The sequence below is a fragment of the Streptomyces solicamelliae genome, assembly GCF_045348655.1.
In the GTDB taxonomy this organism is placed as follows: domain Bacteria; phylum Actinomycetota; class Actinomycetes; order Streptomycetales; family Streptomycetaceae; genus Streptomyces; species Streptomyces solicamelliae.
The window spans coordinates 6,622,527-6,635,806 of the sequence record NZ_CP160404.1 but is presented as its reverse complement, the minus strand read 5'-3'; the positions used below and the strand labels follow the sequence as shown (position 1 = coordinate 6,635,806).

12 protein-coding genes and 1 pseudogene are annotated in these 13,280 nt (G+C 73.4%); 7 read left to right on the top strand and 6 right to left on the bottom strand.

The window, feature by feature from the left end; translation table 11 throughout:
- Positions 1–8: 8 nt before the first annotated feature.
- A pseudogene (locus ABZO31_RS30625) lies at positions 9–272 on the top strand (zinc-binding dehydrogenase); the annotation flags it as partial.
- Between the two features lie 6 nt (positions 273–278).
- On the opposite strand, the gene ABZO31_RS30620 reads toward ABZO31_RS30625, so the two are convergent.
- Entirely contained in the window at positions 279–860 is a 582-nt protein-coding gene (locus ABZO31_RS30620) for a hypothetical protein (protein WP_406864575.1), read from the bottom strand.
- The gene (locus ABZO31_RS30615) at positions 857–1,240 is read right to left on the bottom strand and encodes a PadR family transcriptional regulator (protein WP_406864574.1); all 384 of its coding nucleotides are present in this window, start codon (positions 1,238–1,240) and stop codon (positions 857–859) included. Before ABZO31_RS30615 ends, ABZO31_RS30620 begins: the two co-directional genes overlap by 4 nt.
- A 160-nt stretch (positions 1,241–1,400) precedes the next feature.
- Between ABZO31_RS30615 and ABZO31_RS30610 the strand changes: the two genes are divergently transcribed.
- From ABZO31_RS30610 to ABZO31_RS30585, 6 genes are all read left to right on the top strand, one after another.
- Positions 1,401–2,078, top strand: coding sequence for a hypothetical protein (locus ABZO31_RS30610; RefSeq protein WP_406864573.1), 678 nt, complete (start codon positions 1,401–1,403; stop codon positions 2,076–2,078).
- A gap of 54 nt (positions 2,079–2,132) precedes the next feature.
- On the top strand, positions 2,133–3,245 hold the full coding sequence (locus tag ABZO31_RS30605) for a CapA family protein (RefSeq protein ID WP_406864572.1): 1,113 nt from the start codon (positions 2,133–2,135) through the stop codon (positions 3,243–3,245).
- Between the two features lie 13 nt (positions 3,246–3,258).
- Positions 3,259–4,557 (top strand): phosphoribosyltransferase family protein, encoded by a 1,299-nt coding sequence (locus tag ABZO31_RS30600; RefSeq protein ID WP_406864571.1) that lies wholly within the window; start codon positions 3,259–3,261, stop codon positions 4,555–4,557.
- 81 nt (positions 4,558–4,638) lie between these two features.
- A complete protein-coding gene (locus ABZO31_RS30595; RefSeq protein ID WP_406864570.1) occupies positions 4,639–5,001 on the top strand; it encodes a DUF779 domain-containing protein in 363 nt (120 codons plus the stop codon).
- Positions 5,002–5,062: 61 nt separating this feature from the next.
- Positions 5,063–6,301 carry a phosphodiester glycosidase family protein gene (locus tag ABZO31_RS30590; RefSeq protein WP_406864569.1) on the top strand — a complete coding sequence of 413 codons (1,239 nt, stop codon included), beginning with the start codon at positions 5,063–5,065 and terminating at the stop codon, positions 6,299–6,301.
- A gap of 128 nt (positions 6,302–6,429) precedes the next feature.
- Positions 6,430–7,227, top strand: a complete 798-nt coding sequence (locus tag ABZO31_RS30585; protein WP_406864568.1) for a VOC family protein — start codon at positions 6,430–6,432, stop codon at positions 7,225–7,227.
- A 73-nt stretch (positions 7,228–7,300) separates the two neighbouring features.
- Here ABZO31_RS30585 and ABZO31_RS30580 read toward each other — a convergent pair whose 3' ends face one another.
- From ABZO31_RS30580 to ABZO31_RS30565, 4 genes are all read right to left on the bottom strand, one after another.
- On the bottom strand, positions 7,301–8,884 hold the full coding sequence (locus ABZO31_RS30580; RefSeq protein ID WP_406864567.1) for a hypothetical protein: 1,584 nt from the start codon (positions 8,882–8,884) through the stop codon (positions 7,301–7,303).
- Positions 8,885–9,017: 133 nt separating this feature from the next.
- Positions 9,018–9,212 (bottom strand): hypothetical protein, encoded by a 195-nt coding sequence (locus ABZO31_RS30575; protein ID WP_406864566.1) that lies wholly within the window; start codon positions 9,210–9,212, stop codon positions 9,018–9,020.
- A 136-nt stretch (positions 9,213–9,348) separates the two neighbouring features.
- Positions 9,349–12,141, bottom strand: a complete 2,793-nt coding sequence (locus ABZO31_RS30570) for a hypothetical protein (RefSeq protein ID WP_406864565.1) — start codon at positions 12,139–12,141, stop codon at positions 9,349–9,351.
- The gene (locus ABZO31_RS30565; protein WP_406864564.1) at positions 12,138–13,265 is read right to left on the bottom strand and encodes an ATP-binding protein; all 1,128 of its coding nucleotides are present in this window, start codon (positions 13,263–13,265) and stop codon (positions 12,138–12,140) included. Before ABZO31_RS30565 ends, ABZO31_RS30570 begins: the two co-directional genes overlap by 4 nt.
- Positions 13,266–13,280: the final 15 nt, after the last annotated feature.

Sequence of the window (13,280 nt, the reverse complement as noted above, 5' to 3'; positions counted from 1 at the left end):
CCGGCGGTCTGGCCGGCGGCGACGCTCCGGTACGGCTCGGCTGGGACGTCTCCGGCGTCGTCGAGGCGGTCGGCCCGGGCGTCACCCTCTACCGGCCGGGCGACGAGGTGTTCGGCATGCCGCGCCAGCCGCTGCCGGCCGGCACCTACGCCGAGTACGTCGTGAAGGTCCAGGTCGACGCGGCGCTGCCCCTGGAGGACGCGGCGAAGGCGCACGAACTCGCCGAGAGCGGGCGCACGACCGGCAAGATCGTGCTGTCGGTCAGGGACTGACGGCGGTCAGCGGGCCGCCGACTGTGCCTTCTTGGCGCGCGTGTCCGCGACGACGTACGGGAGCATGGGCAGCAGCAGGATCGGGGCCGCCCACAGCGGCAGGGTGAACAGCACCCCGTCCCCGGCGAGGAACCGGACGGCCAGCGCCGCGGGCACTCCGACGACGGAGGCGAGCAGCCAGCTCCTGCCGAGCCCGAGGCTGCCGCGCTTGAGCTCCCAGGCGACGGTGACCGTGGCGACCAGCCCCCAGAAGGCCAGATCCCCGGCGTCGACGGTCAGTTCGGTGGTCCACCGGATCAGGTGGCGCAGCAGCAACAGGAAGCCGACGGCCCAGCAGGCCATGGCCGCCAGGCGCAGGGCCCTCCGGTGCAGCGGCGCCCGGTTGCGGGCCCAGGCGGCGGCGAAGGCGGGGACGTCCTCGCCGACGACGTCGCGCGCGGTCCGGCCGGCGGCCTCGGCGTCCTGCAGGTGGGCTTCGAGCTCCTGGAGCATCTCGCGCAGGGAGGCGTCGTCGATGCCTCGGTACTCCCAGTTGCTGCGGCAGATGGCGAGGATGCGGTCGTGCCCCGTGGTGTCCGTCGTCGTCATGGTGCGCTGTCCCCCGTGGGTGTGGATGTGGTGCCGTCGAGAATGCGGGTCACCGGGCCGGCGAAGCTCTGCCACGCCGTCCGCCCCTCGGCGAGCGCGGCGCGGCCCGTGTCGGTGAGCCGGTAGTACTTGCGCGGGGCGCCGCCGCTGGCGGACGCCGCCCGGTACGAGTCGACGAGTCCACCCCGCTCCAGCCGGGCGAGCAGCGGGTAGATGCTGCCCTCCCGGACGAGGTCGAGGCCGCTGTCGGCGAGCGCCTGGGTGAACTCGAAGCCGTAGCGCGGCCGTTCGGCGATCAATGCGAGCAGGCACACGTCGAGCACGCCGCGCAGGAGCTGGCTGCGCCGCTGGTCGTCGGCCCCGGCCGGCTCCATTGTCATGCGGTACAAGATAGTCACGACTGCCTTGCACCGCAAAACAGTCGGTCGGCGTCGGGCACAAGTGCCTCCCGTCTCACGGCGATTCCCTTCCGAAGATCGACAACGCCTAGCATGTTCACGCCACCGACCCGGCGCCGAATCGCCTCGACGAAAGCCCACCATGCACCTGAAGCGGATCCTTGCCGCGACCGCCGCCCTTGCCTCCCTCACCCTCCTCACCGCCTGCGAGGACGGCGACCGCACGACGGCCGTGACGAGTCCGGCCCCGCGCGGCCCGGCGGTCGGCGCGTCCGAGAAGCCCGGGCAGTCCGGCGACGGCAGCCTCGGCCTGCCGCGCGCCGGCAGCCTGGACGAGCTGAAGAAGCTGGTCCATCCGCACACCGTGGACTGCACCGGCTACTCCACCGACCCGGAGGCGCTCGCCATCGAGTCGATCGACTACCAGCCGGTCGTCACCGGGGACCACCGCTCCTGGGGCGTCGAGGACCGGGCGATCTGCGGCAACCCCGGCGGCGCGCAGCGCGCGAGCAACCTCACCTGGCTCGACACCGTCGACGACATGGCGGCCCTTCAGACCCGGGCGAAGGCCGCCCAGCAGGAGGACCTGAAGGACGACAACCGGCTCAGGGCCACCGCGAGCCGGCTGCTCGTCGGCGAGAACATCGCCGTCGAGACCAACGACCAGAGCGTCCGGCACGGCCTGTACCAGCTGCGGTTCCTGTATCTGAACTGCGAGCCGGGCTTCACCGCCCCGGAGGGCTACCGCCTGGAGCGGGCGAGCGTCGCGGGCTGCGTGCTGACCAACTACGAGCCCGGCGTCGAGGTCGGCGGCAACTGAGGGTGACCGCCGGCGACGCCCCGCCGCACGGGGCCGGCGGCCTACCCTGGAGGCGTGGGCAGGGCGCAGGTCAGGCTGTTCCTGTGCGGTGACGTCATGCTCGGCCGGGGCGTCGACCAGATCCTGCCGCATCCGGTGGATCCGGCCCTGGCCGAGCCGTACGTGCGCGACGCACGGGACTACGTGGCGCTGGCGGAGGCGGTCAACGGGCCGATTCCCCGGCCGGTGGACCCCTCCTACCCCTGGGGCGAGGCACTCGGCGTCCTGGAGCGGGCGGCGCCCGACGCGCGGATCGTCAACCTGGAGACGGCGGTGACCGCGGGCGGGGAGCGTGCGCCCGGCAAGCCGCTGCACTACCGCATGCATCCGGCGAACCTGCCCGCGCTGACCGTCGCCCGCCCCGACGTGTGCGTCCTCGCGAACAACCACGTCCTGGACCACGGACCGGCCGGCCTCCACGACACCCTCACCGCGCTCGACGCCGCCGGGGTGCGCACCGCCGGGGCGGGCCTGGACGCCGAGGGGGCGGCGCGGCCCGCCGTCGTCCCGCTGCCGCACGGCGGCCGGGTCGTGGTGCACGCCCTGGGCCTGGCCTCCAGCGGCGTCCCGCCCGACTGGGCCGCCGGACCGGACCGTGCCGGGGTGCACTACGCCTCCGGGCCCGGGGACGGGACCGCGGTCCGGCTCGCCGCCCGCATCCGCGCCGACAAGGCCCCCGGGGACGTCGTCGTGGTGTCCGTGCACGGCGGCTCGAACTGGGGCTACGGCGTGCCGCGCGACCTCGCTGGCCTGGCACACCTGCTGGTCGACGCGGGCGCGGACGTGGTGCACGGCCACTCCTCGCACCACCCGCGCCCCCTGGAGACGTACCGCGGCCGTCTCGTCCTGCACGGCTGCGGGGACCTGATCAACGACTACGAGGGCATCTCCGGCTACGCCGAGTACCGCGACGACCTGCGGCTGCTGCCCATCGTCGCGGTGGACGCGGACGACGGCGCGTTCCTGGAGGCCCGGCTGGCCCCGTTCCAGTCGCGGCGGCTGCGTCTGGAGCATGCCTCGTCCCGGGACGGGCAGTGGCTGCACGAGGTGCTCGGCCGGATCAGCCGGCCCCTCGGCGTGCGCGTGGAGCGCGCGCCGGACGGGACGCCGACGGCACGGCCGGCCTGACGAGGAGCACGACATGTACTTCACCGACCGGATCGACGCGGGCCGGCAGCTCGCCGCCCGGCTGACGCATCTCAAGGCCGCGGACCCGGTGGTCCTGGGGCTGCCCCGGGGCGGGGTGCCGGTCGCCGAACAGGTCGCCGACGCGCTCGCCGCCCCGCTGGACCTGTGTCTCGTCCGCAAGCTGGGCGTGCCGTACCAGCCGGAGCTGGCGATGGGCGCGATCGGCGAGGGCGGAGTGAAGGTGATCAACGAGGACGTGGTGAGCCGCGGCGGGGTCTCGGCCCGGCAGCTCGCGGCCGTGGAGGAGCGCGAGCGCGCCGTCCTGCAGGAGCGGTCCGCGCGCTACCGCGGGGCGCGGCAGCCGGTGCCGCTCGAGGGCCGGACCGTGATCGTCGTGGACGACGGTCTGGCCACCGGGGCGACGGCCCTCGCGGCCTGCCACGTCGTGCGGGCCGCGGGCGCGGGCCGGATCGTGCTCGCGGTGCCCGTCGCACCGGCGGGCTGGCGGGCCGAGCGGGTCGGCACCAGCGCGGACGAGGCGGTCTGTGTGCAGGAGCCGGTGATCTTCCGCGCCATCGGCGAGTTCTACCGGGACTTCTCGCAGACCCCGGACGAGGACGTCGTCGCCTGCCTGGAGCGCAACCGGGCCGCGTACGGCTCCGGGCCCGCCGCTTCCGCGACGGCGTCTCCGGTCGAGGTACGGCTGCCGGTCGGCGGCGCGGAGGTCGGCGGGGAGCTGACCCTGCCCGCGGGCGCGTCCGGCGTGGTGCTGTTCGCGCACGGCAGCGGCAGCAGCCGGCACAGCCCGCGCAACCGCGCGGTCGCGGCCCGGCTGAACCGGGCGGGGCTGGGCACCCTGCTGTTCGACCTGCTCACCGACGCGGAGGCGGCGGACCGGGCCAATGTGTTCGACACCGGACTGCTCGCCGGGCGGCTCGCCGAGGCAACCGCCTGGGTGGCGGCCCGTGAGGACACGCGGCGGCTGCCGACCGGGTACTTCGGTGCCAGCACTGGGGCGGCGGCCGCGCTGTGGGCGGCCGGGGAGCCGGCGTCGACGGTGTCCGCGGTGGTGTCGCGGGGCGGCCGGCCCGACCTGGCGGAGGCGCGCCTCGGGGTGGTCCGCGCCCCGACGCTGCTGATCGTCGGCGGACGGGACGACCTGGTGCTGGACCTCAACCGCCGGGCACAGGCCCGCATGCGCTGCGAGAACCGGCTCGACGTCGTCCCGGGCGCGACGCATCTGTTCGAGGAGCCGGGGACGCTGGAGCGGGTCGGCGAGCTGGCGGCCGGCTGGTTCGCCGCACACTTCTGACCCCGCGTCGGAGGGCGCAACCCCGCTGCAACCTCCCGCGGTGTCTCCTGGACGCACCGAACCGGGAGAAAGGGGCGGGCCATGGACGCGTCCGGGGAACCGCGGGTGGAACTGACGCCCGCCGCGGCGGACCTGCTGTGCCTGCTGCGGGTGCGGCACGGGCCGCTGATGTTCCATCAGTCCGGCGGCTGCTGTGACGGCAGCGCGCCGATGTGCTATCCGGACGGCGACTTCCGTACCGGTGACTCCGACGTGCTCCTGGAGTCGCTGACCGTGCCCGGGGTCGCCGAGCCGGTGCCCTTCTGGATGTCCCGTGCGCAGCACGAGGTCTGGGCGCACACGCGGCTGATCGTGGACGTGGTGCCCGGCCGCGGCAGCGGCTTCTCGCTGGAGGCGCCGGAGGGCGTGCGTTTTCTGATCCGTTCCCGGGTGATTGGCTCCTAGTCTCCTGATTCTGGTCAACTCGTCAGGCCGTTGCCGAGTTGACTGAGCATCAGGAGGTTCCGTGACGCCGCCGACCCGTGTCCGTACGCCGCAACTGCTCTCCCTGTTACTCGCCTGGTGCGCCCTGCTCGTCGTGGGCGCACCGTCCTCCGCCGCCGCATCGGCGGTCCGGACGCGGTCGTGGACCGCGCTCACGCCGGGGGTCCGGTACGCGACGCTCGACCTCGACGGCGTGAAGGGCCCGGTCCGGGCGCATCTGCTCTCCGTGGACCTGACCGAGCCGGACGTGTCGGTCGGCCTGCTCCATCCGGGTGAAGTCGCCGCGCGGGCCCCGCTGTCCGCACTCGCCGAGGCGCAGCGGGCGGTCGGCGGCGTGAACGGGGACTTCTTCCACATCTCCGAGACCCAGCACCCCGGCGTGGAGGCGACCGGCGCGGCCGTCGGCCCGGCGGTCGCCGACGGCAAGGCGCTGAAGGCGGCGGTGCCGGACGGGCAGCGCTTCGGCCCGGCGCTGCCGCCGGGCACCAGCACCCGGGACGTGCTCGGTGTCGGCTACGACGGCCGGGCCCGGCTCGGGGCACTGGAGCTGGACGGGACGGTGACCACGCGGGGCACGCACCTGCCGCTCGGGGGCCTGAACCAGTACGCCCTGCCGGTCGGCTCGATCGGCGTGTTCACGTCCGACTGGGGCGCGCCGTCCCGGCTGCGGGCCACCTGCGGCACCGACACCAGCCGCCCCGCGCCGTGCAGCGCGGAGACGTTCGAGGTCACGGTGCGGGCGGGCCGGGTGGCGGCGGTGGCCGAGCAGCCCGGCCGGGGCCGGATCCCCGAGGGCACGGAGGTCCTGGTGGGCCGGGAGGCCGGGGCGCGGGAACTGCGCCGGCTCGCGGTCGGCGACGCGGTGTCCGTGCGGCACCGGCTGGTGGCGGAGGAGTCCGGGACGCCGTTCCGCTTCGCGGTCGGCGGGTTCCCGGTGCTGCGGGACGGGGTCCCGCTGGACGGGCTGGACCGGGTGGCCTTCGCGGTGCGCTCGGCGGCCGGGATCGGGCCGGACGGACGGTGGCTGCTGCTGATGGCACTCGACGGCGGGCCGGGGTTCCGCAGCGGGCTGACGGTCGCCGAGGTGGCGGACCTGATGGCCGGGCTGGGTTCGTCGCAGGCGCTGAGCCTGGACGGCGGGGGGTCGTCGACGATGGTCGCGCGGTCGGCGGGCGCGGGGGCGGTCACGGTCCGCAACCATCCGAGCGGCGGGGTGGAGCGGCCGGTGCCGAACGGCATCGGGGTGTTCACCCGCGGGTGACCGGTACCGACCGGACGTGACCGGAACGGGCCGACCCGGTGCGCCCCGGCCGGTCACCGTGCGGCGGGCACGGGCCGTGGTTAGCGTGGCTCGCGGAAGGAACCATCGATCGGAAGAGAGTCACCGTCATGGCAGCACGACCTGAGGGCACGCCTGTCTGGGCCGACGCGGCGTTCACCGACGTGGAGGGGGCGAAGACCTTCTACGGCGAGGTGCTCGGCTGGACCTTCGGCGAGGCGTCCTCGGAGTACGGCAACTACACGCAGGCGTACAAGGACGGCAAGGCGGTCGCGGCCGTCGTCCCGCCGATGCCCGGCGAGGGCGAACCGGTCTCGGCCTGGTGTCTGTACTTCGCGTCGGACGACGTGAACGCGACCGCTCGGAAGATCAGCGGGGCGGGCGGGAAGGTGCTGATGGAGCCGATGGCGGTCGGTGACTTCGGTTCCATGGCGATCGCACAGGACCCGGCGGGCGCCGTGTTCGGCATCTGGCAGGGCGGTACGCACGAGGGCTTCGAACTGGAGGGCGAGCCGGGCGCGTTCACCTGGGCCGAGGTGTTCAGCCGCGAGCCGGAGAAGTCCGACGCCTTCCTCACCTCCGTCTTCGGCTACAACACCAAGACGATGGTCGACGACAACGTCGACTTCAAGGTCTTCGACCTCGGCGGCGAGATGCCCGTCCTCGGCCGGATGAAGATGACGACGGAGGACTTCCCGCCGGAGATCCCGTCGTACGTCCAGGTCTACTTCGGCGTCGACGACTGCGACGAGGCCATCGCGAAGGCGGAGAAGCTGGGCGGCCGCAAGGTCTTCGGCCCGATGGGCACCCCCTTCGGCCGCTTCGCCGCGCTCGTCGACCCGCAGGGTGCGGCCTTCGCGGTCATCGACACCGAGACCACCGAAGGCGACATGCCCGAGATGGTCTGAGCCCGGTCCCCGCGCGGAGAGGCGCCCGGCCACCGGTCCTCCAGCCGGCACCGGGCGCTTCCCCATGCCCGGGTCAGGTCCTGTCGCGGACGGCGACGAGGCCGTTGAAGACGCCGATGTACGCGGTGCCGTCGGGGCCGAGGGTGATGGGGGCCCAGTTGTTGTCGTAGAGGAGACCGGTGCCGGTGAGACGCTTCCAGACGCGTTTGCCGGTGCGGAAGTCGACGGCGGTGAGGTACCACGCGTCGATGCCGAGGGCGTGGGGCTGCTTCTCGTAGAAGTAGAGCAGGCCGTTGGCGGTGGAGAGCTTCGGGACGGTGGACGGGGAGCGGACGTCGCTCTCCCAGACCGTGTCGCAGCCGCTGCCGTCGGGGCGGACGTCGATCCGGGTCGCGCCGCCGACCACGCTGCGGCCGAGGGTGAGACCGGCCGGGTTCTCGTAGCCGTAGTTGTTCTCGACGACCAGGCTGTCACCCCAGCTGATCAGCGAGTTGTCGGTGGTGGAGGCGCCCGCGCCGAAGACCGGGACCCGGCAGACGAGCCGGCGGTCGGCGGGGATGCCGGGGGCGCGCCGGTACACGAGAACGTTCATGCGGTCGTCGGCGTTGTCGGTGATGGCGACGTAGCCGTCGCCGAACAGATCGGGCGTCGTGCCCGAACCCTGGTTCACGGAGCCGGGCTTGGGACCGCTGCCCCGGTCGTACGTCTGCCGCCACTGGACGAGAGGGGTGCCGTCGGGGGCGGCGCGGAAGCTGTACAGGGCGTGGTCGGAGACGATCGAGACGCCGTCGGCGGCGACGGAGAAGGAGTTCTGGATCTCCTCGCCGGGCAGCCGGAGGGACTTCAGCGTGCCGGTCGCCGGATCCACCGTGCCGACGCGGCCCAGCCGGGTCACCCACCAGATGCGTCCCAGCCAGTCGGGCATGACGGAGGTGACCGGGTCGCAGACGCCGCTCGGGAAGAGGTTGGTCCAGCTGACGCAGTCGTGCGGGACGTGGGAGGTGAGGTCCCAGTCGTCCTCGACGGTGAACGACCAGGTCCCGTCCGGGGCTTGGCCGTGCGCGATGCGCAGGACGTGCTGCCGCGAATCGGCGAGGACCACGCGGTCCCGGTCGTCGAGGTAGAAGTACGCGCCGCCCGAGGTGTCCTTGAAGATCTTCTCGAAGTCGAGCCGAGTCACCGCCTCCACCGTGGAGGGGCGCTGCGGCAGCTTGTACTCGGCGAGGGTGGCCAGCGTGCGCGGGTCGAGCAGCTTGAGCAGGAAGCCGGTGAACGTGCCGCAGACGGTCAGCAGCCGGCCGCCGGCGTCGAAGGTGGCGGTGGCGCACTCGCCGCCGAGTGCGGCGATCTTCTCGCTGGTCACCTGCGGGTTGCGGCCGAGCGGGCCGGAGTACGGGTGCGTCCCGCTGCCGGCGGCGTCGGCGTGCATGCCGCTGCGGCCGTTGGGCGCGAGGTACGGGTGCTGGGGCGGCGGGTCCGCGGGCACCGGGCGGGCGGTGGCGGGTGCGCCCTCGTAGGGGGCGACCAGGCGGTGTCCCGGCGCGAGCGGGATGTCGTCGGCGAGCGCCGGCGGTACGGCGCCGACCAGCGCGGTCGCGCAGAGCGCGGCGACGACGGCGAGCACGCGGGCGCGGGCTCGTCCAAAGCAGGCGGGCATCACGGCTCCTCGGGTGGGTACTTGGGTCGCGCCGGCGGCCGACGTTAGGCCCGGCTTCCCGAGAAGTACATGCAACGGCCCACGGTTTCACGGGCAGTTCATGATCGTGCAACGCTGCGGGGCGGAACCCGCGTCACGGCTTGAGGCTGCTCACCACGTCCGCGGTGGCGGCGACGCCGTTGTGAATGCTGGGGGCCATGCTCGTGCCCGCGAGGAAGAAGCCGAGCAGGGCGCAGACCAGCGCATGGCTGATCTTCAGCCCGCCGTTGCGGAGGAAGATCACCGCCAGGATCAGCAGCAGAAGCACCACGGAAATCGAGACCGCCATCGCCCTCACCCTCCTTGCGCCGCGCCGGAATCACGGCGTTCGGCCGCAAGTGTGGCGGAACGGGCGGCCCGTCCGGCCGTACGGCATGGCGGCCGTACGGGTGATTTCACGGGCCCGCCCGTTCTCGCGCGTCCGGTCAGCGGGACCCCAGCAGCGCCTCCACCGCGCGCGCCGACTCCGGGTGGCGTGACAGGAGGACCGGCCCGGTCGCGGCGGCGGGCCGCGACCAGCCGCCGTCGCAGCCGAGCAGTCCGGCCACCGCGTCACAGGCCGCGGGGTGCGCGGCCAGGAGCGCGACGCCCGATGCCGTGCCGGCGCCGGCCCCAGGGCGGGACGGCACCGGGGCGGGTGCCTGGCGCCACGGCGGGATCCACGTGTCCAGTTCCGCCAGGCGGCCGGGGAAGATCCGGCCCGCCTCGCGGATCAGGAGCGGCGCCAGGTCGGCCCCGTTCGCGCGGAGGGTGGTGATCAGCGCGGGCAGCCACGGCAGGAGCACCGCGTCGGGGAGCCGGCCGAAGGCGTTCGACACGGCCTCGACGACGAAGTCGGTGAGACCCGGGACCGGTTCGAGGGCGTGCAGGAGGCCGCTGAGGTACTGCGGATAGGCGGGCACCACCATCGGGTTGGCCAGCAGGGCGTCGCAGCGGGCACGCAACTCCGTCCTGCTCAGGACGTCCAGCTGCGTCTGCGCGGCCCAGAGCAGCGCCGTCTTCGCCGGCTCCTGCGGATGCGACTGCGCGACGGCAAGCTCCAGCTGCGTCCGGTCGCAGCCCAGGGACAGCGCCAGGGACTCCATGCCGAAGAGGAACCCGAGCATCGCCGCGACGTGCCGGACGCTCGCCTCCTCGTCGGTGAACGCCGTCGGCAGCAGCGTGCAGTAGTGCGCGTAGCCGGCCTTCACGAAGGACTCGATCCAGCCCGGCAGCACCGGTTCCGCGGTGCGGTAGTACGCGAGCAGGCGCCGCACCCGCCGCAGGACGTCCGGCGCCCCGTCGACGGTGCGCTCCGCGGCCAGCACCTCCAGGGCGCGGGCGCCGAGTTCGTCGGCGAGGCGGCGGCTGCGCAGGTAGCGGATCGCGTCCTCGACGGCCTCCAGGACGGTCGCCGCGGTGGCCTGCGCGTCGTACGCCCGGCGGCGCAGCCGCTGTTCCAGGACCTGCTCGACGCTGACGCCCTCGTAGCCGAGCTCGATCAGGGCCCGTTGGTGGGTGCCGAGCGCCAGGTCCCAGGACTCCTGGACGGACCGCTCCCCCAGGCCGCGGTCGCCCATGATGGGGCGGGCCGCGCCGTGCGGCAGCAGGTAGCGGAGCATCCAGAGCACGTCGGAGCAGCGTGCCAGCTCGGGCCGGCCTGCGATGTCGAGCAGGGCGCGCCGGACGCCGCGCTGCTGCAGCGGGAGTTCCAGCGGGGCGAGGCGGTCGTGCACGTCGCGGGCGAGCGGCGGCAGCGCGTCGTAGCCGACCTGGCCGATCCGGTCGCCGCCCATCATGATCTCGACGAGCCGGCGGACGTCACGCCGGCCCGGCACGGAGTCCTTCTCGATGCAGGTGACGGCCGCGTCCTGGAAGTCGTACGGGGTGGGCCGGGCCCGGTCCCGCATCCCGGCGAGCAGGATCGACGTCTCGAACACCGCGATCGCGTCGGCGGTGGAGGCGAGGTAGCCGTTGCGCCGGGCGGCGCGCACGATGTCCACGGACCAGCCGAGGAGTTCGGCCTCGTCCAGGCCGTCGAGGACGGGCGGGCGCCGCAGGAAGCCGGTGAGCCGGTCGGCCGGCTCTGCCGGTGCGACGGGCGGGGGCGGTGCGGCCTTGCGGCGCTTCTTCGCGCCGGCCTGGCCGGCCAGACAGTACGGCTCGACCCGGCTCCGCTCGAGGTTCTTCGCCCACACGGTGGCGGCGATGGACACCGATCCGGGGGCGAGGCCGAACTGCGCCTCGATCGCCGCGTGGCTCGACGGGATCAGACCGTGCCGCCACTCGGTGGCGGTGCGCGGCTCGATCGCGAAGGTGTCGCTGCCGTGGACGCCGAACTCCGGTACCCGGCTGGCCGCGTGGAACGCGCCGCACACGTACAGGCAGTCCTCGGGGTCCGCACCGGACGCGGCCAGGTGCTCGCGCATCCGGGTCCACATGTACCGCTCGCGGTCCTCGTCCACCCGCAGCCTGTGGCTGTCGCCGGGGGCGAGCCGGCGGAACAGGCTGCCGATGAGGAACATGGCCTGGCGGTACGCGTCGTGGTCGGCGTCGCCCAGCGGCAGTTCGACGTACTGGTGCCACCACTCCGACCAGTGCCGGACGCGGCCGTGCCGCAGCAGGTGCTCCTCCAGTTCGGCGAACCGGGGGCGCAGGTCGCCGATCTCCACGCCGAACGCGTCGCCGTGCAGCCCGGCCTCCTCCTCGGTGGATGCCGTCTCGGACGGCTCCTGGTCCGTGCCCGCCCGCTCGGCGCGGGCGTCCCACTGGAAGACGTGGTCCGAGGAACGGTCGACCAGGACGAGTTCGACGCCGGGGGTGTCCAGGGCGTAGGCGATGGCCTGGTACTCGGCGGAGGCCTCGGTGATCGGGGCGACGACGGACAGCGGCGACCAGTCGGCGGGGAAGCCGTCCGTCTCGGTGGCGAACGCCTGCACCGCCACCGGCAGCCGGCAGTTGCGCAGTTCGGTGAGGAGCGGCGCCATGTCCTCGCACAGCTCCAGGTACACGACCTTGGGCTGCTTCTCGCGCAGCCGGCGGGCCATCGCGAGCGCGGACGCCGGGGAGTGGTGGCAGACCGGGAAGATCTCCAGGGGCTCTCGGACGGCGCGGTCGACATCGTCGACCAGGCCGAGCAGGATGCCCTCCAGGGCGTCCGGCCCGTCGGCGAACGTTGCCGCGGCCTCGTGGAGTTGGGCCCTGAGCGCCTCGAAGGTCCCGTCGTGGGCGGCGGTCATGACAGGGTGGCGATCGCGTCGCGGCCGCCCTCCAGGAACTCGGGCCAGGAGCCGCCGTCCTCCTTGCTGCGCGGCTCGACGACCCCGTGCAGGTACTTGTTCAGGATGGCCAGGTCCTCCGGGGCGCGCCGGGCGAGCGAGCCGACCAGCGAGGAGGCCAGGGTGCGGGCGGTCAGGGCCTGCTCGCCGAAGAAGTTGCCGTGCAGGATCGCGTCCTCGAGGACGCCGATCTGCTCGGCCGTGGAGAGCGCGGACTCCAGCTTCTCGTCGTCGCTGCCGGCCGCGGCGGAGGAGGCGCGCAGATCGGCGAAGCTCTGCAGCAGCACGTCGAGCAGGGTCGGCGGGACGTCCAGCTCGATCCGGTGGCGGCGCAGCAGTTCCTCGGTGCGGAAGCGGACGATCTCCGCCTCGCTCTTCTTGTTGGTGACGACGGGGATGCGGACGAAGTTGAAGCGGCGCTTCAGTGCGGAGGAGAGGTCGTTGACGCCCCGGTCGCGGCTGTTGGCGGTGGCGATGACGGAGAATCCGGGCTTGGCGAACACGATGTTCTCGCCGCCGCTCTCGCCACCGTCGAGCTCGGGCACCGAGATGTACTTCTCGGACAGGATCGAGATCAGCGCGTCCTGCACGTCGCTGGTGGAGCGGGTGAGCTCCTCGAAGCGGCCGATGGTGCCGGTCTCCATGGCCGTCATGATCGGCGAGGGGATCATCGACTCGCGGGACTGGCCCTTGGCGATGACCATGGACACGTTCCAGGAGTACTTGATGTGGTCCTCGGTGGTGCCGGCGGTGCCCTGCACCACCTGCGTGGAGTTCCGGCTGATCGCGGCGGCGAGGAGTTCGGCCAGCCAGCTCTTGCCGGTGCCGGGGTCGCCGATGAGCAGCAGACCGCGGTCGGAGGCCAGGGTGACGATGGAACGCTCGACGAAGCTGCGGTCGCCGAACCACTTCTGCGGGATCTCCCGGTCGAGACCGTCGGCGCGCTCGGAACCGAGGATGAACAGCCGGACCATCTTCGGGGAGAGCCGCCAGGAGAAGGGCTTGGGGGCGTCGTCGATCGACTCCAGCCAGTCCAGTTCCTCGGCGTACTTGAGCTCGGCGGGGGCGCGCAACAGGTCGGACATGAGGGGCCTTTCTGA

Excerpts from the sequence above, each read along its gene's own strand:
- ABZO31_RS30620 (WP_406864575.1), bottom strand. The coding sequence starts at position 860 with ATGACGACGACGGACACCACGGGGCACGACCGCATCCTCGCCATCTGC.
- ABZO31_RS30615 (WP_406864574.1), bottom strand. The coding sequence starts at position 1,240 with ATGACAATGGAGCCGGCCGGGGCCGACGACCAGCGGCGCAGCCAGCTC.
- ABZO31_RS30610 (WP_406864573.1), top strand. The coding sequence starts at position 1,401 with ATGCACCTGAAGCGGATCCTTGCCGCGACCGCCGCCCTTGCCTCCCTC.
- ABZO31_RS30600 (WP_406864571.1), top strand. The coding sequence starts at position 3,259 with ATGTACTTCACCGACCGGATCGACGCGGGCCGGCAGCTCGCCGCCCGG.
- ABZO31_RS30595 (WP_406864570.1), top strand. The coding sequence starts at position 4,639 with ATGGACGCGTCCGGGGAACCGCGGGTGGAACTGACGCCCGCCGCGGCG.
- ABZO31_RS30585 (WP_406864568.1), top strand. The coding sequence starts at position 6,430 with ATGGCAGCACGACCTGAGGGCACGCCTGTCTGGGCCGACGCGGCGTTC.
- ABZO31_RS30580 (WP_406864567.1), bottom strand. The coding sequence starts at position 8,884 with ATGCCCGCCTGCTTTGGACGAGCCCGCGCCCGCGTGCTCGCCGTCGTC.
- ABZO31_RS30575 (WP_406864566.1), bottom strand. The coding sequence starts at position 9,212 with ATGGCGGTCTCGATTTCCGTGGTGCTTCTGCTGCTGATCCTGGCGGTG.
- ABZO31_RS30570 (WP_406864565.1), bottom strand. The coding sequence starts at position 12,141 with ATGACCGCCGCCCACGACGGGACCTTCGAGGCGCTCAGGGCCCAACTC.
- ABZO31_RS30565 (WP_406864564.1), bottom strand. The coding sequence starts at position 13,265 with ATGTCCGACCTGTTGCGCGCCCCCGCCGAGCTCAAGTACGCCGAGGAA.